Raw genomic sequence first — 19,388 nt, forward strand, 5'->3', positions numbered from 1 at the left:
TTTCTCTCCTCCGACGGGTCGGTCCATCCGTGGGGCGCCGGTGTCACGGCGGGTTGACCCTCAGGTAGACCACGGCGGTCTGGTCGAGTCCCGTGGCGGGACCCGGCGGCGGTGCGTAGGCGATCTCGAACCGGTCGGTGGGGTGCGCGAGCCGGACGGGCGCGTCGAGGCGGCGGTCGACGCCCGTGTAGGCGTCGGGGGTGCCGTCGGTGTCCCAGTCGCCCAGGGTCGGCCCCGGGGCGGCGGGCCCGAGCGCCGTGAACGCGTCCGCAGGGGCGAGCGTGACGTCGGCGTCGGTGTGCGTGGGCGTGTCACCGCTGGTCGCAGCGAGGAACGCGTCGAGGTCGCCGAACGACGTGACGGGCGCGCCGCTGCCGCTGGTCCGGCGGAACGTCACGGTCCCGCCCAAGGGCGGTCCGGGCACGAACGTGAGCGCGGCGACCCGGGAGACCGCGGCCGGGCCGTGCACGACGAGGGTCGGCGCGACCTCCTCGTCCCACCGCACGAGCTCGTCGACGACGGTCCCGACCTCGCGGGCCGGGCTGCCGGACGCCTCCGGGTCGGTCGTCACGGGGATCCGGGCGATGAGGCTCGCGGCGTCGTCCTCGTCGACGTACCGGTACTCGTACAGGACGTCGAAGCTGGTCGCCTTGCGCCAGGCGGGGATCGTGTCGACCGGCTCCGCGAGGGTCGTCCCGGCCGCCGCGAGCTTGAGGAACCCCGCGGCACGCAGCTCGTCGGCGTCGTCGAGCAGCGTCGTGTGCAGCGTCTGCATCGCGGCGTCGGCTGCCGGGGCCGTGCCCGCCCACACCTGGAACCGCACGCGGGCGTCGAGCCGGCCGCCGCGCAGCGTGCGCGCCCCGAGCGGGCCGGTGGGGTCGGTGCCACGCTGGTTGCCGAGCCCGACGAGCTTCTCGGCGACCCGTTCGAGGGTCACGTTCGGGTCGGGGATCGCGGGGACGGCGGGGACGGGCGTCGGCAACCGCTCGCCGAGCACGGCGAGCATGTCGGTCACGACGTCGGTCAGCGCCGGCCCGGCCACGGCCAGTCCTCCCAGTGCGAACCGGGCTCCCGCGGGCTGGGCCGCGATGCGCGCCGGCTCCGTGACGAGCAGCCGGTCCATGAACCGCGCGACCTCGCTGGGTCGGCGCCACGCGCTGCGCAGGCCCGTCTGGGTGTCCGTGACGAACCCGTGCCACCGGGCCTCGGGGCCACCGGTCGTCGTGTCGCCCTCGAGCAGCGCCCGGACGACGAACGACCGCGCGACGACCGAGACGTCCGTGTCGTCAGCCCTGCTCGCGTGCTCGGACATGCCACGACTGCTCCCTGCGCGTTCGACAGCCTGCGCGTTCGACGGCCTCCGCTCTCGGCGTCCTGCGTCATGACGTCCAGCGCGGTCGACCTCAGACATGCAACGGTCCGCCGACCCGGTCTTCCGGTCGTCTCCGGGGTGTCTCGTGGACGTCTCGCGGGGCGCGGTGGGTTCAGTCGCGGGACGCGGTGGGTCCCGGTCCGGGACGCGGTGGGTTCCGGCGCGGGACACGGGGCCTCGGCCGCGGGACGCGAGCCGGTCAGACGGGCGCGTCGCGCAGGCGTGCGCCGATCGCGTCGACGCTGCGACGCAGCTCGGTGAGCTCGATGCGCAGCGCGGCGACCAGCTCGCGCTCCGCGACGGGCGTCGCCTCGTCCTCGGTCCGGCCGTGCGGGAGCCGGTCGGCGATGATCGCCGCACCGAGCTCCTCGGTCCGGGTGTCCGGGCGGACACCGAGCTCGTGCTCGAGGACCCACCGGCACTGGTGCAGCTGACGCAGCGCGCGCGTGCGGTCGCCCGTCGCGAAGTACAGGCGCATGAGCCGTCGGTGGCTGCGCTCGTGCGCGGGCTCGACGTCGAGCAGGCGCTGGGCCCAGGTGATCGCCTGGTCCAGCTCGCCGCGACGTTCGTGCTCGCGGCTCAGCGTGTCGAGCAGCGTCAGGCAGCGGTCCTCGAGCCGGGCCCGGGGGATGAGGCACCACTCGTCGTAGCAGCCCGCGTGCAGCGGACCGCGGTAGAGGTCCGCCGCGCGGGCCAGCCGGGTGAGCTCGGCGGCGTCGAGCGCACCGGGCCCGACGCCCTGGGCGACCCGCGCAGCCTCCAGGAACACGGCCACGTCGACCCACAGCCGACGGTCGGGGTTGATGTGCAGGGCGTCACCGTCGCTCACCACGAGCCGTCGGGTGTCCTGGACGCCGTCGTCGGCCGTGCGGTGGATCTGCCAGAGCGCCTGGCGCATCGACTTCTTCGACGTCTCGACGCGCGCGTCGGGCCACAGCGCCTCGGCGGCCGACTCGCGCAGGACGCTGCGCTCGGGGGAGATGAGCATGAGGGCCAGGAGGTCCTGGGCCTTGCGCAGCAGCGGCGCAGGCAGGGATCGCGGGCCGTCCGCGACGCTGAACGGACCTAGGAGCATGACCTTCAGATCCCGCACGAGGTGTTACCCCCCGCCATCCCCCGACGACTGCCGCGTGTCCCGTCTGCCCAGGATGCTCCCGGTTGGTGCCGTCGGCAAGGTTCTTCTGTGACTTAGGTCACATCCTGGTACGTCACGCTCGGGCAGACCGGCCGCGGCTGGCTCCGGCCCCGCCGGAGCCGACCCCGAGCTCGGAGCGACAGCCCGCTCGGGCACGGGACTGCGCGCTCCTGACCAGCGCGCGCACGCACAGGCGGTCCACAGCACCACCGGGTCACAATGTCAATGTCCGATCCGACCACGGCCGTGACAACGGACCAGGACTATTGTCCAGGACGCTCGTCCGGAAACGCCGATGCCTCCTCGGATGTCGCATTGATGGCGACCTCGCAAACGCGATCAAAGGCAGACATCCAGGGCATCCTGCGAGTGGGATAGGTCACATCCGGCGGCCATGCATATGTCATCGCTTGCTTTTTCGACCCGCGCCTGGCGATCCTTTGAAGGCAAAGAACCGGAGCTTCCGGAAGGCGTTTTCAGCAGTCGCAGGGATGATCCGGAGAGCGGATCGAGGGGTCCTCGGACCTCTCCCTGGGGCGCGCCCGTCCGCGATCGCCCCACTGCTCTCTCGCCACAGTCGCCGAGATGTGACCACTCCATCCGACGGCATCAAGCGAGGTCAGCCCGATGTTCATCTTCCTGCTGCAGCTGCGACACTCGCTCGGCGACCACGCCGAGATCTACCTCTTCTCGGTCTTCTCGGGCGTCGTGTGGGCCCTGTGGATCCTCAAGGTCGTCCTGTCCCGGCGATACCGGCCCTACACCGGCGACCATTCCCCCCGCACGAGCATCATCGTGCCCGTCCTCGACGAGCCGCTCGAGCTGTTCCGCGACGTCCTGCGCCGCGTCACCGAACAGAACCCCGACGAGGTCCTCGTCGTGATCAATGGCCCGCAGAATCCCGGCCTGCAGGGCGTGTGCGAGGAGTTCGCACCGCTCGTTCGCTGGTTCCACACGCCGATCCCCGGAAAGCGCAACGCGGTCAAGATCGGGACCGAGATGTCCCGTTTCGAGATCACGGTGCTGCTCGACTCCGACACCGTCTGGACCGACGGCACGCTGCGCGAGCTCGTCAAGCCGTTCGCTGACCCCGCGGTCGGCGGCGTGACCACCCGCCAGCGCATCCTCGACCCCACCCGCTCGTGGATCACGCGCTGGGCGGACTGGCTCGAGAACTCGCGCTCGCTCTACTCGATGCCCGCACAGTCGGTGCTCGGCCAGGTCGGCTGCCTTCCGGGACGCACGATCGCGTTCCGCCGGCACATCCTCATCCACGTCATGGACGACTTCATGCACCAGCAGTTCATGGGCGTCTTCCTCGAGGTCTCCGACGACCGCACCCTGACCAACCTCACGCTCAAGCAGGGCTACCGCACCGTCTACCAGCACACGAGCCTCGTCTACACCGACGCTCCGCTGCAGGTGAAGAAGCTCTTCAAGCAGCAGCTGCGCTGGGCGCGCGGCAGCCAGTACAACACCCTGCGGATGCTGCCCTGGATGCTGGGCCACGCCCCCGTGCTGGCGATCTTCTTCCTCGCCGACATCATCCTGCCGTTCCTTCTCATGGGGACGATCCTGGGCTGGCTCTACCGCTCGGCGACGGGGACCGGGACGAACTTGTACCAGGCGATCCTCGACTCGTACGGCGCCCAGACCGGCTGGCTGTGGATCTTCGGTCTCATGGTCGCGTCGTCGGTCCTGTCGATGGCGATCCGTCAGATCCGCCACCTGCACGAGGTCCCGTCGGACTTCTTCCGCCTGCCGGTGTTCATCCTCACCTCGACGTTCTTCCTCATGCCCGTGCGGTTCCTCGGGTTCTTGCGGATGGCCCACGCGTCCGGCTGGGGCACCCGGTCCGGCGCCTACGCCGGCGGGGTCAGCGCGGAGCAGTCCGACGCCGGCCTCACCGTCGGCGGCGACGGGTCGACGGACAGCCCGACCACGCTGCGCCCGCGGCGCTCCGTCGCCTCGAACCTGTCCGACGGCCTGATGGCCGAGCTCGAGTCGCTGCACGGCGCGGGACCGGTGGACGTCGTCGACGGCGCGCCCGCCGCTGCGACCGGCGTCGCGCTCCGCGAGCGCCGCACGACCCACACCGCCCAGGCACCGGCCGCTCCCCCGCAGCCGCGGCGCCACTACAACCCGAAGGCCGCGATCCCGTACCTGATCGCGCTCGCCCTGCTCAGCCTGGAGGCGTTGCTGTATGTCTGACCGACCCACGATCACCCAGAAGGCCGCAGCCGTCGGGCGCGCCTGGTGGGCGCCCACGATGGGCCGCATGACGGTCCAGGCGAGGGTCGCGACGACCACCATCGCGGCCGCGCTCGTCGCCATCACGCTCGTCGTGTGGACGTCCCCGGCCGGCACCCTCCCGGGCACGTCCTCCGCCGAGGCCGTGGCGCTCGCACCGAGCGCCAAGGAGGTGGCCCTGGCCAAGGAGAACGCGGCGATGCTCGCCGAGCTCCAGACGAGCCGGTCGCAGGCCGACGGCTTGCGCGACGCGCTGACCCAGGAGCAGGCCGCCCGGCTCAAGGGGGCCGAGGCCCACGCCGCCGCGGAGGCCGCGAAGGCAGCCGCCGCCGCAGCGCCCACGCCCACGCCGTCGTCGAAGGCCCGCACGACGCCCCAGACGGCCAAGACGAAGACCGTCGCGAGCCGCACGGGGGCCGCCGCCGCGAACCCCACCAACCCCTCGCAGCCCGCGGGGTCCGGGAAGCCGGTCGTGACCAAGCCCGTCGCGCCGAGCAAGGCAGAGCTCCTGAACCCGACCAGCCGGTACTTCGGCATGTACACCGCGCAGGCGCCGTTCAACTTCGCGACGTTCGACGACTCGGCCACCAAGCTCGGGCACACCCCGAACCTCGTCGGCTACTTCAGCGGCTGGGACAAGCCCTTCCGGGCCGACGCGGTCTCCCGGTCCTGGGACCGAGGCATGCTGCCGATGCTCACCTGGGAGTCCCGTCCGAGCGACGCACCGAACAACGTCATCGACGAGCCCGACTACACGCTCCCGATGATCCTGGCCGGGACGCACGACGACTACCTGCGGCAGTACGCCCGTGACGTCGCGAGCCTCGGCCTGCCGATGGCGATCCGTCTCGACCACGAGATGAACGGCATCTGGTACCCGTGGGCCGAGCAGACGAGCTCGGGCGCGTCGATCAACGGCAACAGCCCCGGCCAGTACGCCGCGATGTGGAAGCACGTCCACGACATCTTCGAGGCCGAGGGCGCGAACCAGTACGTCATCTGGGTCTGGTCGCCCAACATCATCAACAACCTCCCGGCGACGCTGCAGAGCCAGAGCACTCTCGCGGGCCTCTACCCGGGCGACGACTACGTCGACTGGGTCGGCCTGTCCGGCTACGACCGCCCGCCGTACAAGGCGGACAACAACGGGACGTTCGACTACACGTTCGGCCGGTCGCTCGCGCAGCTCCGCCAGCTCACCGACAAGAAGATCCTGCTCTCCGAGGTCGGCGCGTCCGAGATCGGCGGCCACAAGCCGGCCTGGGTGACGTCGTTCTTCGCGGCGTTCCACCAGCCCGCCAACGCCGACCTGCTCGGGTTCGCCTGGTTCAACATGGCCGTCTCGACGTACTCGGCCGGTGCGCTCATCACGAACGACTGGCGCGTCGACTCGCGGCTCAACACCCTCGAGGCCTTCGCGGCCGGGCTCAACGACCCGGTCAACGCCTTCGGCGGCGAGCTGCTCGCCGCGGGCCCGTCGGTCGAGCCAGACCCCCAGACGTCGCCCGACGTCGTCGCGACCCCGACGCCCACCGCCACGCCGACGCCCACCCCGACGGCCACTGCGACACCCACCGCGACACCCACCGCGACGGCGACCCCCACCGCCACCGCTACCGCCACACCCACCGCTACCGCCACGCCCACCGCCACGCCCGAGGAGACACCGTGACCGACCTGCTGCACGAGACCGACATGAGCACCACCCCCCTCGACGAGACCCCCATGCTGCGCATCAGCGTGTACGGCACCGGCTACCTCGGGGCGACGCACGCCGTCGCGATGGCCGAGCTGGGCTTCCAGGTCATGGGCGTCGACACCGACGTCCACAAGGTCGAGGCGCTCGCCGCGGGCAAGGTCCCGTTCTACGAGCCCGGACTGCCCGAGCTGCTCGAGAAGCAGCTCGCGACCGGCCGTCTGCACTTCAGCGCCGACCTCGCCGCGGCCGCCGCATGGGGTGACGTGCACTTCATCTGCGTCGGGACCCCGCAGCAGAAGACGAGCCACGCCGCGAACCTCAGCTACGTCGAGTCGGCCGTGAGCACGGTCGCCCGCAACCTCACGAAGGACGCCCTCATCGTCGGCAAGTCGACCGTCCCGGTCGGCACCGCAGCGGGCCTGCGCACGCTCGTCGCGCAGCTCGCCCCGGCCGGCGTGGACGTCGAGCTCGTCTGGAACCCCGAGTTCCTGCGCGAGGGCAAGGCCGTCAACGACACGCTGCACCCCGACCGCATCGTCGTCGGCGGTGCGAGCGAGCGTGCACAGGCGACCATGCGCCAGGTCTATGCGACCCCGATCGCCGAGGGCACGCCGGTCGTCATGACCGACCTGCCCACCTCGGAGCTGGTCAAGGTCAGCGCGAACGCGTTCCTCGCCACGAAGATCTCGTTCATCAACGCGATCGCGGCGGTGTGCGAGGCGGCGGACGCCGACGTTACGGTCCTCGCGGACGCGCTCGGCCACGACGTGCGGATCGGGCGCCAGTTCCTCGACGCCGGCCTCGGCTTCGGCGGCGGCTGCCTCCCCAAGGACATCCGGGCGCTCATGCACCGCGCCACCGAGCTCGGGGCCCACCGCGCCGCGGCCCTGCTGCAGCAGGTCGACGAGATCAACATGGGCCAGCGCGCGGCCGTGATCGACCTCGCGCTCGAGGCGTGCGGCGGCTCGGTCCTCAACCGCCGCATCGGCGTCCTGGGTGCCGCGTTCAAGCCCGAGACCGACGACGTGCGCGACTCGCCGGCCCTCAACGTGGCCGCGGCCCTGCACCTGCGCGGCGCGCAGGTCACGGTCTTCGACCCGCAGGCCGGCGACACGGCACGCAAGAGCTTCCCGACGCTGTCGTACGCGACGTCGATCGAGGAGGCCGTCGAGGGCAGCGACGTGCTGCTCGTGCTCACGGAGTGGTCGCAGTTCGTCGACGCGCACCCGGAGAAGCTGGCGTCGCTCGCGAACGTCGCCCGCGTGATCGACGCGCGCGGCAAGCTGATCCCGGCCGAGTGGCGCTCGGCGGGCTGGCAGTTCCGCGGTCTGGGACGCGCCGCGGCCTGACACGCGCACGACCGGCCCGCACGCGGGTCAGCCACAGCCCCGGGACGACCACCGTCCCGGGGCTGTGTCGCGTCCGGGGCCCGCGGTGCGTCCCCGCTGCGTCCCGGTGGCATCGCGGCTCCGTCCCGTCAGGGCTGTCGGAGTCTTCCGCGTGTCACAGGCCGGTGCTGTGATGTGAGCTCCGGGTGGATCGGCCCGGACCACCGACGAGGAGGACTCATGAGCATCCACACGGATCCTTGGCCTGAGGGCACGCCCGCGTGGGTCGACCTGATGGTTCCGGACCACCAGGTCGCCCAGGCGTTCTACGGACCGCTGCTCGGGTGGGAGTTTGACGAGGGTGCCCCGGAGACGGGCAACTACTCCACCGCGCGCGTCGGAGGGCGCGCCGCAGCCGGCGTCGGCGACGTGATGCCGGGGTCCCGGGTCGGCTGGACGACCTACCTGGCGGTCGACGACCTCGACGCGACCGCGAAGCGCGTGACGGCGGCGGGCGGGACGCTGCTCGCCGAGCCGATGGACGTGATGGACCTCGGCCGGATGGCGGTCCTCGCCGACCCGACCGGTGCCGTCGTGGGGCTCTGGCAGTCGGGCCGGCACACGGGCGCGGACGTCGTGAACGAGCCGGGCGCGCAGGTCTGGAACGAGCTCATGACCCGCGACTTCGCCGCCGCGAAGGAGTTCTACGGTGCCGTCTTCCCGTACGCGTTCAGCGACATGAGCGGGCCCGGCTTCACCTACGCGACCCTCGACCTCGACGGTCGGGCCGTCGGTGGGATCGGCGAGCTCGGTCCGGAGACCCCGGCAGATGAGCAGCCCGCCTGGTCCACCTACTTCGCGGTCTCGGACACGGACGCGGCGACCGCCCGGGCCGTCGAGCTGGGCGGCCAGGTCGTGTCCCCGCCTGCCGACTCCCCCTACGGGCGCCTCGCCGTGCTGCGGGGCCCGGCTGGTGAGACGTTCGCCCTCATGTCCACGACAGACCCGTCGAGCCCGCCCGCCTGACCCGCTCGCCGTGGCCGTCGGCCGTCGGCCCGGCTGCCCCCGGGCCGACGGTCGACGGGATCGCGGACCTGTCACTGTCCGTAGGCTGAGGTCGTGGCCTTCGACCCGAACGCGTTCCGGCACGTGGCCGCTTCAGAGAACGACCCCGTACGGACGTTCCACCCGCGGCGGGCCGCGCTCGGCGTGCGCCGTCAGGACGCGCTCATGCGCCTGTTCCCTCGGCTCGGCTTCTCGGTGCACGACGAGGCGCAGGGACGCATGCCGCTGCGCGCCGACGGCTCGCTCGACACGGACGAGCTGTTCGGGCGCACCGCACCGGTCGTGCTGGAGATCGGCTCCGGCATGGGCGAGGCGACCGCCACGATGGCGGCCGCCGACCCCGACCGTGACTACCTGGCCGTCGAGGCGCACCTGCCCGGCATCGCGCGCCTCCTCACACTGGTCGAGGCGGCCGGGACGACCAACGTCCGGGTCGCGCACGGCGACGCCCTCGACCTCGTACGACGCCGCATCCCGGACGGCTCGCTCGACGCGGTCCACATCTTCTTCCCCGACCCGTGGCACAAGACGAAGCACCACAAGCGACGGATCATCCAGCCCGAGCTCGTCGCCCTGCTGCGCTCCCGGCTCGTCGTCGGCGGCACGCTGCACTGCGCGACCGACTGGGAGCCCTACGCCGCCGAGATGCTGCAGGTCCTCGCCGCCGACCCCGGCCTGGCGAACCCGTTCGACGGTTTCGCGCCGCGACCGGACAGCCGGCCGGAGACGAAGTTCGAACGTCGCGGGCTCGACCTCGGGCACACGGTCCGGGACGTGATCGTCCGCCGCGTGCGCTGACCTGCGCCGACGGCCGCGGGCTCTCGGGCCTACTGCACCGGGTCCGACGCCGGCATCGCCGCGTCCGGACGCACCGGCGCGCTGGGCGCAGGCAGACCGGGCTCGTGCCGGCACACCCGGTTGCGACCGCCGATCTTCGCCGCGTACAGCGCCAGGTCAGCGGCCTCGAGCAGCTCGGGCGCCGTGCCGCCCGACTCCGGGAACACCGCGATCCCGACACTGACGGTCCAGCGCACCCGCAGACCACGGTCGATCAACGTCTCGGACTCGCACAGCGCCCGCAGCCGCTGCGCGCACGCCTCGCCGGCTGTGGCGTCCGCCACCGGCATGGCCACGACGAACTCGTCCCCACCCCATCGGGCGATCAGCGCGGCCGCCGGCATCACTGTCAGCAGCCGACGCGACATCGCGACGAGGACCGCGTCACCGACAACGTGCCCGTACCGGTCGTTGACCAGCTTGAAGTCGTCGATGTCGATCATCAGCACGCAGACGACGTCGCCCGGCGGTCTCCCCGCGAGCAGCGGGACGAGCCACTCCATGCCGTACCGCCGGTTGTGCAGGTGGGTCAACGGGTCGCGGTTCGCGAGCTCGGCCAGGTCCCGGTGCAGCCCCTCGATGAGGTCGAGCTGGGTCCGCAGCTGACGGTTGTGCGCGTTGACCTCGGTCACGTCGCGGCCGACGAGAACCCACCCGATCGGATGCCCGCGGCCGTCCGTCAGGCGTGACGCCCGGATCTCCAGGTCCGCCCGCCGACCCTCGACCTCGACGGTGAGCTCGACCGTGTCGCCGTCGTCCCCGGCGAGCACCGCGGCCATCGAGAGCTCGGCCGGCTCGGCGCGCAACGCCCGGAGGATCTCGCTCGCGGTCTGGCCGATGAGCGACCCGCCGACGCCGCCGGTCGCGTCGTGCCACAGCGCCTGGGCGGCAGGGTTCGCGTCGATGACCCGGCCGCGAGGACTGATCGCGACGACGAGGTCGGAGACCCGCTCGAACAGCGCCTGCCGCGCGATCGGCGCGAGCCCGATGAGGTCGTGCCGTCGGATGGAGTAGTGCAGGACCACCGCGGTGACCGCGAGCCCGAGCGGCGTCGGGTCTCCGAAGTCACCTGCCGCCCCCACGAGGTCCACGACGACGACGAGGATCGGGGCCAACGACGCGACGAGCAGGCTGCGGAACTGACGTCCGAAGACGCCGGGGAACCGCCGCCACCCGAGCGCCACGAGCCCGAGGGCGATCGCGACGAGCCCGTAGCTGTAGACCGTGTGGACCCAGAACAGGGGGCCGTGCTGCCAGGAGTTCGGGGTGCTGAACGTCGTCGCGCCGGGCCCGCCGTAGAACAGCTGGTGCAGGGGGTTCGTCGCGACCAACGCAGTCGCGAGCAGCGGTTCGATCGCCAGCAGCGCGAGCAGCCGGCGCGTCGGCACCCAGTCGGTGCTCGAGGCGCTGCGTGCCAGGCAGAGAAAGGCGGCGACAGTCACCCCGATCGCGGGGAACGTCGCCGCAGCGGCGATCCCTGAGGCGGGTCCACCGACGCCGGTCGCGATCACCGCATCTGCGAGCGACCACCAGGCGCCTCCCGCCACGATCCCCACGAGGGACACCGAAGCGACGGGGCGCTCTGCTCGGCGGTTCCAGACTCCGGACCCGACGTGGAGCAGCAGCAGGGCCGCCGCGACATACGCGGCGGCATGCACAGCGTTGACCATGACTCCCGCCTCCCACGTCGATAGCACCAGCGCCCGCGATCACGAAGGACGGGTGACCGCCCACCTTCCTTATCGGCTTCTCATGGCCGCACCTGAGGCGGGTGACCGCGCTGGTGAGCGCCGCCTAGAGCGCGGTCGGGCCGGGAGCCTCCGGCCCGGCGCCACGGCCGTCAACGCCGTCCACGCCGTCCACGCCGTCGGCCAGGATCAGGTACAGCGATCGGCGTGCGTCCCGCAGGACCGTCCGGGCGGCCTCCTGCTGTCGGGCGGTGCCCGAGCGGACGAGCTGCCGGGCGGCGCTCGCGAGGTCCTCGAACGGTCCACGCAGGTCGATCTGGGGGCCGAGGTTCTCCCGGAGGGCGGCGAACGGGTCGCCGAGCTCGGCCGCGTTGTCGGTCACGTAGGTGCGACCGGCGTCGGTCAGGGTGGCGAGCTTGCGACCCTGGTCGCGGGCGACCTCGACGAGCCCCTCGTCCTCGAGCTGGGCGAGCACCGGGTAGATCGTGCCGGGGCTCGGGCGCCAGGCGCCGTCGCTGCGCTCGGCGATGAGCTGCATCAGCTGGTAGCCGTGCATCGGCTCCTCTGCGAGGAGCTGCAGGACGGCGGCGCGCACGTCTCCGCGCGGGGCACGCATGCCGCGTCGTCGTCCACGCCCCTCGCCGTCGGGTCCCGGGCCGCCGTGGCGGTGCGGACCTGGTCCGAACCCCGAGCCGAAGCCCGGTCCGAAGCCGGGGCCTCGACCGAACGGCTCGTGGTGGTTCCTCGGCCTGTGGCCGTGGTGCATCTGGTCTGTGTCTCGTGTGTCTCTCATAGCGCTCCTTCCAGCGATACAGTAACGATATATCGCGACTGTATCGCTGGCAAGGACCTAGACGTCGAGGTCCTCGACAACCCGGCTGTCGCGACCTGGCGCGAGACCCGAGCGCCACGCGCCGCGTCGCCACCACGCCCCGGACGGCGCCGTGACGTCAGGCGTCGAGGCGTGCTGCGACGTCGGCCGGGAAGCCGCCCGTCGCGATCGGGCTCCAGCGGGTCGGGGTGACGCGGATGAGGCTCTTGCCCTGCACCCGCATCGCCGCGCGGTACTCGTCCCAGTCGGGGTGCTCCCCCGCGATGCACCGGTAGTAGTCGACCAGCGCGTCCTCGGCCTCGGGCATGTGAAGCACCTCGGCGTCGCCATCGACCTGCACCCACGCGTCGTTCCACTCGTCCGACAGCACGACGACGGACACGCGCGGGTCGCGCTCGGCGTTCACGGTCTTCGCGCGGCCGGGGTAGGTCGCGATGACGATGCGTCCCTGCTCATCCACGCCGCCGCTCAGGGGCGACACCTGCGGTCGGCCGTCGCGCCGGGCGGTCACCAGCAGCAGGTGGTGCCGGGGGCGGACGAAGTCGAGGAGCTCGGGCAGGTCGACGATGCGGTTCGTCGCGATGGATCGGGCCATGGATCGAGGCTAGACGGTGGAGCGACGGGAGCCGCGCCCGGGCCTGTCGGACCCTACGCCGCTCACCGAGGCGAGCCCGTCGGGGAGCACGGGCCCGATGTCGCGGAGGAAGAGTGCGCCGACCACCGCCAGGACCGCGAGCGCGATCAGGATGGCCCCGGCCGCGTGAAAGCGGTCCACGGCGGCTGCCGGAGTTGTGGCGCCGGCCACCGTCGCAGCCAGCAGGCTCACGCCGACCGACCCGCCGATCCGTTGCGCGATGGAGAAGAGCGTGTTGCCGTCGGCGAGCTGGTTCTCGGTCAGCGGGCCGAGCATCGCCACCAGCAGGGGTGTGGTGACGAAGCCGACCGCGACAGCCCGCCCCGACAGGATCGCCGCAACGACCCACAGCGGAGTCGACACCTCCAGCGCCAGCAGGAAGACGCTCGCCAGCGCGAGCACGACGAATCCGCCGGTCACCAAGGTGCGCAGCGGCAGGCGCGCGGACAGGCGCTGTCCGGCGTAGGTACCCACGCCCATCAGGAGACCTTGCGGCAGCAGCGCGACTCCCGTCGCCAGTGCGGTGTGTCCCTGCACCGACTCGGTGAAGACCGGCATCAGGAAGACCGTGCCGAATGCCACGACCGAGCAGATCACCTGAAGTCCCAGGCCCAGGGCCGCCCCGCGGCTGCGCACCATGGCCAGGTCCACGGGTGGATGTGGACGACGCGGCGCCCAGAGGGCGTAGGTCGCGAGCAGGAAGAGCCCGGCGGCAAGGCAGCCGCCGGACTCGAGGGAGCGCCACCCCGAGGCGGTCCCCTCGAACGCACCGAAGAGCGCCGCGACCAGCCCGACGGCGAGGACGGCGAACGCTGCCGGGTCGAACGGGGTGTCAGGTTGCGCAGCTGACCCCACACCGCGAGGGACCCGCCTGAGCGCCGCGACCCCCAGCGCGCCGATGGGCACGTTGACCAGGAAGATCCACCGCCAGTCCCCACCCAGGAGCAGCAGTCCCCCGAGGGATGGGCCCAACGCCGGCGCGAGGAACAGCACCAGTGCGGCCGAGACCGGGATCTTGCTCTGTCGCACACCAGCGCCACCGAGAAGGATGCTCAGGGCCAGGGGAACCAGGGGCGCACCAGCGAGTCCCTGCATCACCCGCAGCCCGATCAGGACCTCGACCGTGGGCGAGACCGCACACCCTGCGGACACGACCACGAAGGCGACGGCGCTCACGACGTACACCCGCAGCGTGCCGTACCGCCGGGCGAGATAGGACGTGGCAGCCAACGACAGCCCCAAGGCCAGCAGGTACCCACTGACCACCCATTGCACGGCCCGCAGCCCCGCACCGAAGTCCTCGGCGATGACGGGAACCGCCACGTTCACGACGCTCGAGTCGAGCATGCTCAACACCGGCCCCACCAGGAGGCCGAACCTCGCGACCGCACCGAGAGTGACCGGACCAGTGCCCCGCTCGGCGTGCGCAGTCGCGGCCCGTCCTTCGACGCCGGTGCTCGTCACGACGCACCGGCGTCGAGAGCCGCAGCCTCACGGAGCTCGGCGACAAAGGCCCGGTCACGGGCCAGTCGGTCCAGCAGGTACCCCATGGAACGGTGTCGCCACCCGGCCGGATCCTGAACCTGGCCGAGGAGCGCGGTCGCCCGCTCCATGAGCACGTCAAGCGCAGCGTCGCGTGCCGCAAGAAGTCCTGCCCGTTCATCAGCAGACATCTCAGCGAAGAACCCCACGCGCACGAGGAAGTCTTCGTCCCGTGCGGCCTGGTCCGGTGCAAGTGTCGTGATGAGCTGGTGGAACAGCACGTGACCTTGCGCGGTGATCGCGTACGTGTTGCGTGCGGGGCGCCCCTCGGTGGTCTGGACCTCCTTCGTCACCGCGCCGCTCTCCTCGAAGCGTCTCAACAGCGGGTACAGCGAGTTGTTGCTCAACGGACGCAGCGTCGGCCGCTCGACGCGGCGCTTGAGCTCGTACCCGTGCGCAGGCCCGTTCCGCAAGACCGCGAGGACCAAGATGTCGATCATTAGTCCAGTTTGACATAGGTTCATGTAACCTATCGGCGAATGGCAGCTCAGGGGCCACCGACCTGCGTCACGTCGTTCCACGATCGTCCCCGCAGCGCTAACGTCCGGTATGCGCCGTTTCGGTTGCGTCCTCGCTGTCGCGGTCGTCGCTGGCGGCCTCGCCGTCTCGGCCTCGTCGGTGGCTCGGGCGGCCGACGTCGGCCCGAGCGCATGCGACGTCGCTGACGGGCTCGTGAGCGACGGCGAGCTGGCCCAGGCGCGATCGCTGTACGCGCTCCTGGATGCGACCTGCGCAGAGCGCGGCGTGGCCGCCATCGAGGAACGCGAGAAGACGGCCGCCCGCCTTGCTGCCGTGGGTCAGGCGCTGATGGACGAGACCCCGCCGCGGCCGGACGACGCTCGAGGTCCCATCAGCATCGCCCTCGCGCTCGACCCGCAGAACACGGTCGCCCAGGCGGTGGACGAGGCGCTGGATGCCGCGGCTGCGCCGTCCCTCTGCTCGGCGGCGGCGGCACGTCTCGCCGCGGGGGAGATCGACACCGCAGCAGCGCTCTACGCTGCCGCCGCGGGGGTCGAGTCGACGAAGGAGTGCGGCGAGCTCGGCACTGCCGAGGTCGCCAGGCTGCGGGCCGAGTCGCCACCCCAACGGTTGACTGCCGCCATCTCAGGGACCCTCCTCCCGTGGTTCGAGATCGGCGCCTTCACGGTCGCGGTCATCATGGTGCTCGGAGTTGTCGGCAGCACGTTGATCCGCGATCCGCTGAAGCCGCGGAAGAAGTCGGTCGGACGCCTTCGAGCGGGGGCGCTGATCGCGTTCGGGGGTGCCGCAGTGGCTGCCGCAGCTCTTCTCGTCGGTGCACTGGGCCACGGGACTGACGTCGTCGTGCTCTCCAGTGAGGTCCGTCGCTGGGCTGCCGGCCACACCCAGGCGTCCGGAGCTGCACTGGTACTCCTCTTGGGGACGGGGACGGCGCTCCTGGCATGGGCTGAGGCCGACAGGCGGCGACTCGCCTTCCAGCCGGCCACGGGTTCGAAGGACGCCGACCTCTCGGACCTGACGGCGCTCGTCGCAGCGGAGTTCTCGGCATTCGCAGGTGGCGCGCCCATGAGCATCGTCCGCCAGCCGGCGACGGAGCTCATCGAGTCGCCCGTGGCGACGGTCCTCAAGCTGTCGTCGAACACGGCAGTGACGGCCGCGATCACGATCTGGAAGATGCTCACCCCCGGGATCGACCTCACGGTGTCCACGCACGTGCACTGGCCCGCGAGCGGCCCGCCGATCGCCGTCGTCACGCTCACTCGGGGCAGGTCCGAGCTGGGGCGCCAGGTGATCAACGGGGGCGACTACGCGGACAAGGACCGCGCGACGTCGATGCGCGACCTCGCGACGGCGATCGCCGCCTGGGTCCTGATGCAGATCCGCCCGGCGATCGCCGACCCTGTTCGCCTCTACGGGGCCAAGCGCTGGGACAGCGTCGCGCGCACCGCGGTCGCGTCTCGGCGCCTCTACACCGACCCGACGGCACGACGACTCCTGGTGCAGGCCGTCGAGTCCAACCCCGAGAACATGCAGGCGCAATACGGCCTGGTCCGCACGCGGCTCGCGGGCAAGTCGATCACCGACAACGCCTACGTCGAGGGCTGGGGTTCGCTGCTCCAGATGCTGCCGCCGGACTACCTCGACCTCCCGCTGGGGTGGCGGGCGAGGTACGCCTACGCGGCGGCCCTCGGGAACCGTGCGCAGCAAGCGGTCCGCGAGGGGGCGGGTGACATGGCGGATCGAACTGGCGAGTCGATCGCCGCTCTCGACGAGCTCAAGGACCTCTTGGAGCCATGGGAGTCGGAGGAGGACGGGCCGGGCCGGGCCCTGGGGGCCGGCCAGTCCGTCAAGGACCGCCCTCTGGCCTTGACCCTGCTCAACCTGGTGCGAGAAGCCCGCGAGGCGATGTCTGTCTCGAACGCCATCGCCACCGGCGCTGATCCGCTCGCCGTCGCCGAACAGATCCGGTCTGTGCCCGCCGCCCCCGGCCCGACCCCTCAGTACAACCGCGCGTGCGCGTACGGGGTCGCCTACGACTTCACCGTGACCGTCGACCGTCCGGAAGGTGACACGACCTGGCTCACCGAGGCCCTCTCCTGCCTTCAGTCGGCCTTCGAGGACCCGACGCTCAAGGGGTGGGCCAGGTCCGACCCGTGCCTGCACGGGGTGGTCGCCTCGCCGGAGTACCGCGACCTGTTCCCACCTGAACCGGCGGACGCGGCGCCGACGCGTTCTCTCGGGAGCCTCCTGGTGGCCGTCCGCACCTGGTGGGGCCCTCGCTAGCCCGGGAGGTGGCTCTCGATCACGTCGATGATCGCGGGGTCGTCGGGCAGCGTGCGCGGCCGGAACCGATGCACCTCGCCACCGGGGAGCACGACGAACTTCTCGAAGTTCCACGTGACGCGGCCGGCCTTGCCCTCGCTGTCCTTCGTCTTCTTCAGCTCGGTGTACAGGGGGTGCTCGCCGCGGCCGTTGACCTTGACCCGGTCGAGGACCGGGAAGGTCACGCCGTACGTCGTCGAGCAGAACTCTGCGACCGCCTCGTTGGTGGACAGCTCCTGGAGGAACTGGTTGCTCGGGAAGCCCAGGACGGTGAAGCCCCGGTCGTTGTACTTCTCGTGCAGAACCTCCAGCGTGGCGTACTGCGGCGCCAGACCGCAGCGGGAGGCGACGTTGACGACGAGAACGACGTCGTCGCGGTGCTCGGCGAGGGACGTCGGCGAACCGTCCATCCGGAGGAAGGTGATGTCGTAGAGGCCCATTCAGCCCTCAACCCCGCGACAACGGTGCTCCATTCCCAGGCACCCGCTGCTCAGGCGGTCGCCTCCACGGCGGCACGCTCGATGGCGAGCCCGGCGACGTAGCGGTCGAGGAAGGTGGCGTACCCCGCGAGGTCCGCGGCGTCCGGCTCGACGACGTCGACGTCGGCGGTCGCGAAGACGTGGGTGCGCAGGAAGGTGCCGAGGTCCTGCTCAGCCGCCACGCGCAGGTAGGCCGCAAGAACGGCCATGCCCCACGGCCCGCCCTCGCTCGCCGACGTCGAGACGGCAACCGGCGCCCGGACCGCGGCGGCCAGGAGCCGCTGGGCCACGCCTGCGGTCCGGAACATGCCGCCGTGGGCGAACAGGGCGTCCAGCTGGACGCCCTCCGCCTCGAGCACGCGCATGCCCAGGCTCAGGGTGGCGAACGCGGCGTAGACCTGGGTGCGCATGAAGTTCGCGAGCGTCAACCGGCTGTCCGGGGCGCGCACGACGAGCGGGCGCCCCTCGGCGAGGCCGGTGATCGGCTCCCCGACAGGTAGTTGTAGGCCAGCAGCCCGCCGCCGTCGGCCTCGCCGTCCAACGCCTCGCGCAGCAACGCGCCGAAGACGGCGTCCGGCGCGGCGGGGTGCCCGAGCGTGGTGGCGAACCGCCCGAAGAGGTCGGCCCAGGCGCCCAGCTCGCTCGCGCCGTTGTTGCAGTGCACCATCGCGACGAGGTCACCGGCCGGTGTCGTCACCAGGTCGAGCTCGTGGTGGACACGCTCGAGCGGGCGCTCGAGCACGACCATCGCGAAGATCGACGTCCCGACGCTGACGTTCCCGGTCCGCGGCGTGACCGCGTTCGTCGCGACCATGCCGGTGCCGGCATCGCCCTCGGGCGGGCACAGCGGGATCCCGGCCGACAGCGTGCCGGACGGGTCGAGCAGCGCGGCACCCTCCTCGGTCAGCCGGCCAGCCTCCTGCCCGGCGACGAGGACCTGCGGCAGCAGCTCCGCGAGGTGCAGGTCCGGGCGCCGCTCGGCCACCAGCCCGTCGAACTGCGCCAGCATCCGGGCGTCGTAGGTGCGCGTCGCTGGGTCGACCGGGAACATGCCCGACGCGTCACCGACTCCGAGCACGTGACGCCCGGTCAGACGGCGGTGGACGTAGCCGGCGAGCGTGGTGAACGAAGCGAGCTCGGGAACGTGCAGCTCGTCGTCGAGGACCGCCTGGTAGAGGTGGGCGATCGACCAGCGCAGCGGGATGTTGTGCCCGAAGAGGTCCGAGAGCTCGGCCGCGGCGCGCTCCGTGGTCGTGTTGCGCCAGGTCCGGAACGGGACGAGCAGCTCGCCGTCGCGATCGAACGCCAGGTAGCCGTGCATCATCGCCGAGACGCCGAGGGCGCCGAAGGTCGTCGGGCGCACGCCGTACCGCTGCTCGGTGTCGGCGAGGAGCGAGGCGACGCACTCCTGCAGGCCCGTCCACACCGACTCGAGCGAGTACGTCCACATCCGGTCGACGAACTGGTTCTCCCAGTCGTGGCTGCCGCTCGCGAGGGCCGCACCGTCGGGGCCGACGAGGCTGGCCTTGATCCGGGTGGACCCCAGCTCGATGCCCAGGGCGGTTCGACCCTCGATGATGGCCGCGCGCACGTCGTTGCCCGCCTGGGGCTCGGTGACCGTCGGGACTACCGACATGTTGATCTCCTACGGATCGACTCAGACAGACAACCGGTCCAGGCTAGCCGCGAACGTCACGGTGGTGGCGCGGGCGGAGGCCGCGGGCA

Annotated in this window: 14 protein-coding genes and 1 pseudogene; 6 read left to right on the forward strand and 9 right to left on the reverse strand. The window is 71.7% G+C overall.

All coding sequences use genetic code 11. The annotated features are described in order from the left end of the window. Positions 1 to 43: 43 nt before the first annotated feature. Both DDP54_RS06960 and DDP54_RS06965 read right to left on the reverse strand, forming a co-directional pair. Positions 44 to 1,312 (reverse strand): hypothetical protein, encoded by a 1,269-nt coding sequence (locus DDP54_RS06960; protein ID WP_109131135.1) that lies wholly within the window; start codon positions 1,310 to 1,312, stop codon positions 44 to 46. 259 nt (positions 1,313 to 1,571) lie between these two features. Beyond that, a complete protein-coding gene (locus DDP54_RS06965) occupies positions 1,572 to 2,447 on the reverse strand; it encodes a BTAD domain-containing putative transcriptional regulator (protein ID WP_242448269.1) in 876 nt (291 codons plus the stop codon). Positions 2,448 to 3,134: 687 nt separating this feature from the next. Between DDP54_RS06965 and DDP54_RS06970 the strand changes: the two genes are divergently transcribed. The 5 genes from DDP54_RS06970 to trmB all read left to right on the forward strand — a co-directional run bounded on the left by DDP54_RS06970 (position 3,135) and on the right by trmB (position 9,647). Continuing rightward, the gene (locus DDP54_RS06970; RefSeq protein ID WP_109131137.1) at positions 3,135 to 4,718 is read left to right on the forward strand and encodes a glycosyltransferase family 2 protein; all 1,584 of its coding nucleotides are present in this window, start codon (positions 3,135 to 3,137) and stop codon (positions 4,716 to 4,718) included. Further along, entirely contained in the window at positions 4,711 to 6,429 is a 1,719-nt protein-coding gene (locus DDP54_RS06975) for a glycosyl hydrolase (protein WP_242448270.1), read from the forward strand. The genes DDP54_RS06970 and DDP54_RS06975 overlap by 8 nt, the downstream gene beginning before the upstream one ends. Positions 6,430 to 6,452: 23 nt before the next feature. After that, positions 6,453 to 7,805: a UDP-glucose/GDP-mannose dehydrogenase family protein gene (locus DDP54_RS06985; protein ID WP_109132413.1), complete on the forward strand. Its 1,353-nt coding sequence runs from the start codon at positions 6,453 to 6,455 to the stop codon at positions 7,803 to 7,805. 219 nt (positions 7,806 to 8,024) lie between these two features. Then, positions 8,025 to 8,810: a VOC family protein gene (locus DDP54_RS06990; protein WP_109131138.1), complete on the forward strand. Its 786-nt coding sequence runs from the start codon at positions 8,025 to 8,027 to the stop codon at positions 8,808 to 8,810. 93 nt (positions 8,811 to 8,903) lie between these two features. Beyond that, entirely contained in the window at positions 8,904 to 9,647 is a 744-nt protein-coding gene (gene trmB / locus DDP54_RS06995) for a tRNA (guanosine(46)-N7)-methyltransferase TrmB (protein ID WP_109131139.1), read from the forward strand. Between the two features lie 29 nt (positions 9,648 to 9,676). On the opposite strand, the gene DDP54_RS07000 is transcribed toward trmB, so the two are convergent. The 5 genes from DDP54_RS07000 to DDP54_RS18135 all read right to left on the reverse strand — a co-directional run bounded on the left by DDP54_RS07000 (position 9,677) and on the right by DDP54_RS18135 (position 14,822). After that, the gene (locus DDP54_RS07000) at positions 9,677 to 11,356 is read right to left on the reverse strand and encodes a diguanylate cyclase (RefSeq protein ID WP_109131140.1); all 1,680 of its coding nucleotides are present in this window, start codon (positions 11,354 to 11,356) and stop codon (positions 9,677 to 9,679) included. Between the two features lie 124 nt (positions 11,357 to 11,480). Further along, positions 11,481 to 11,990: a PadR family transcriptional regulator gene (locus DDP54_RS07005; protein WP_242448271.1), complete on the reverse strand. Its 510-nt coding sequence runs from the start codon at positions 11,988 to 11,990 to the stop codon at positions 11,481 to 11,483. A 334-nt stretch (positions 11,991 to 12,324) separates the two neighbouring features. Further along, a complete protein-coding gene (locus DDP54_RS07010) occupies positions 12,325 to 12,801 on the reverse strand; it encodes a PPOX class F420-dependent oxidoreductase (RefSeq protein ID WP_109131142.1) in 477 nt (158 codons plus the stop codon). A 9-nt stretch (positions 12,802 to 12,810) separates the two neighbouring features. Next, positions 12,811 to 14,304 (reverse strand): DHA2 family efflux MFS transporter permease subunit, encoded by a 1,494-nt coding sequence (locus tag DDP54_RS07015; protein WP_109131143.1) that lies wholly within the window; start codon positions 14,302 to 14,304, stop codon positions 12,811 to 12,813. Beyond that, positions 14,301 to 14,822, reverse strand: a complete 522-nt coding sequence (locus DDP54_RS18135) for a PadR family transcriptional regulator (protein ID WP_158274472.1) — start codon at positions 14,820 to 14,822, stop codon at positions 14,301 to 14,303. The genes DDP54_RS07015 and DDP54_RS18135 overlap by 4 nt, the downstream gene beginning before the upstream one ends. 109 nt (positions 14,823 to 14,931) lie before the next feature. On the opposite strand from DDP54_RS18135, the gene DDP54_RS07025 reads away from it, so the two are divergent. Then, positions 14,932 to 17,145: a hypothetical protein gene (locus DDP54_RS07025; protein ID WP_158274473.1), complete on the forward strand. Its 2,214-nt coding sequence runs from the start codon at positions 14,932 to 14,934 to the stop codon at positions 17,143 to 17,145. Here the strand turns inward: DDP54_RS07025 and DDP54_RS07030 are convergent. Both DDP54_RS07030 and DDP54_RS07035 read right to left on the reverse strand, forming a co-directional pair. Then, positions 17,142 to 17,624: a glutathione peroxidase gene (locus DDP54_RS07030; protein WP_109131146.1), complete on the reverse strand. Its 483-nt coding sequence runs from the start codon at positions 17,622 to 17,624 to the stop codon at positions 17,142 to 17,144. The two genes, DDP54_RS07025 and DDP54_RS07030, sit on opposite strands and share 4 nt — an antisense overlap. Positions 17,625 to 17,674: 50 nt before the next feature. Further along, a pseudogene (locus tag DDP54_RS07035) lies at positions 17,675 to 19,299 on the reverse strand (FGGY-family carbohydrate kinase). Between the last annotated feature and the right edge of the window lie 89 nt (positions 19,300 to 19,388).

This window comes from Cellulomonas sp. WB94, from assembly GCF_003115775.1.
Lineage (GTDB): Bacteria > Actinomycetota > Actinomycetes > Actinomycetales > Cellulomonadaceae > Cellulomonas_A.

Coding starts and splice junctions, on each gene's coding strand:
- DDP54_RS06970 (WP_109131137.1), top strand. CDS start 3,135: ATGTTCATCTTCCTGCTGCAGCTGCGACACTCGCTCGGCGACCACGCC.
- DDP54_RS06975 (WP_242448270.1), top strand. CDS start 4,711: ATGTCTGACCGACCCACGATCACCCAGAAGGCCGCAGCCGTCGGGCGC.
- DDP54_RS06985 (WP_109132413.1), top strand. CDS start 6,453: ATGAGCACCACCCCCCTCGACGAGACCCCCATGCTGCGCATCAGCGTG.
- DDP54_RS18135 (WP_158274472.1), bottom strand. CDS start 14,822: ATGATCGACATCTTGGTCCTCGCGGTCTTGCGGAACGGGCCTGCGCAC.
- DDP54_RS06960 (WP_109131135.1), bottom strand. CDS start 1,312: ATGTCCGAGCACGCGAGCAGGGCTGACGACACGGACGTCTCGGTCGTC.
- DDP54_RS07025 (WP_158274473.1), top strand. CDS start 14,932: ATGCGCCGTTTCGGTTGCGTCCTCGCTGTCGCGGTCGTCGCTGGCGGC.
- DDP54_RS06965 (WP_242448269.1), bottom strand. CDS start 2,447: ATGCTCCTAGGTCCGTTCAGCGTCGCGGACGGCCCGCGATCCCTGCCT.
- DDP54_RS07005 (WP_242448271.1), bottom strand. CDS start 11,990: ATGCGTGCCCCGCGCGGAGACGTGCGCGCCGCCGTCCTGCAGCTCCTC.
- DDP54_RS06990 (WP_109131138.1), top strand. CDS start 8,025: ATGAGCATCCACACGGATCCTTGGCCTGAGGGCACGCCCGCGTGGGTC.
- DDP54_RS07010 (WP_109131142.1), bottom strand. CDS start 12,801: ATGGCCCGATCCATCGCGACGAACCGCATCGTCGACCTGCCCGAGCTC.
- DDP54_RS07030 (WP_109131146.1), bottom strand. CDS start 17,624: ATGGGCCTCTACGACATCACCTTCCTCCGGATGGACGGTTCGCCGACG.
- DDP54_RS07000 (WP_109131140.1), bottom strand. CDS start 11,356: ATGGTCAACGCTGTGCATGCCGCCGCGTATGTCGCGGCGGCCCTGCTG.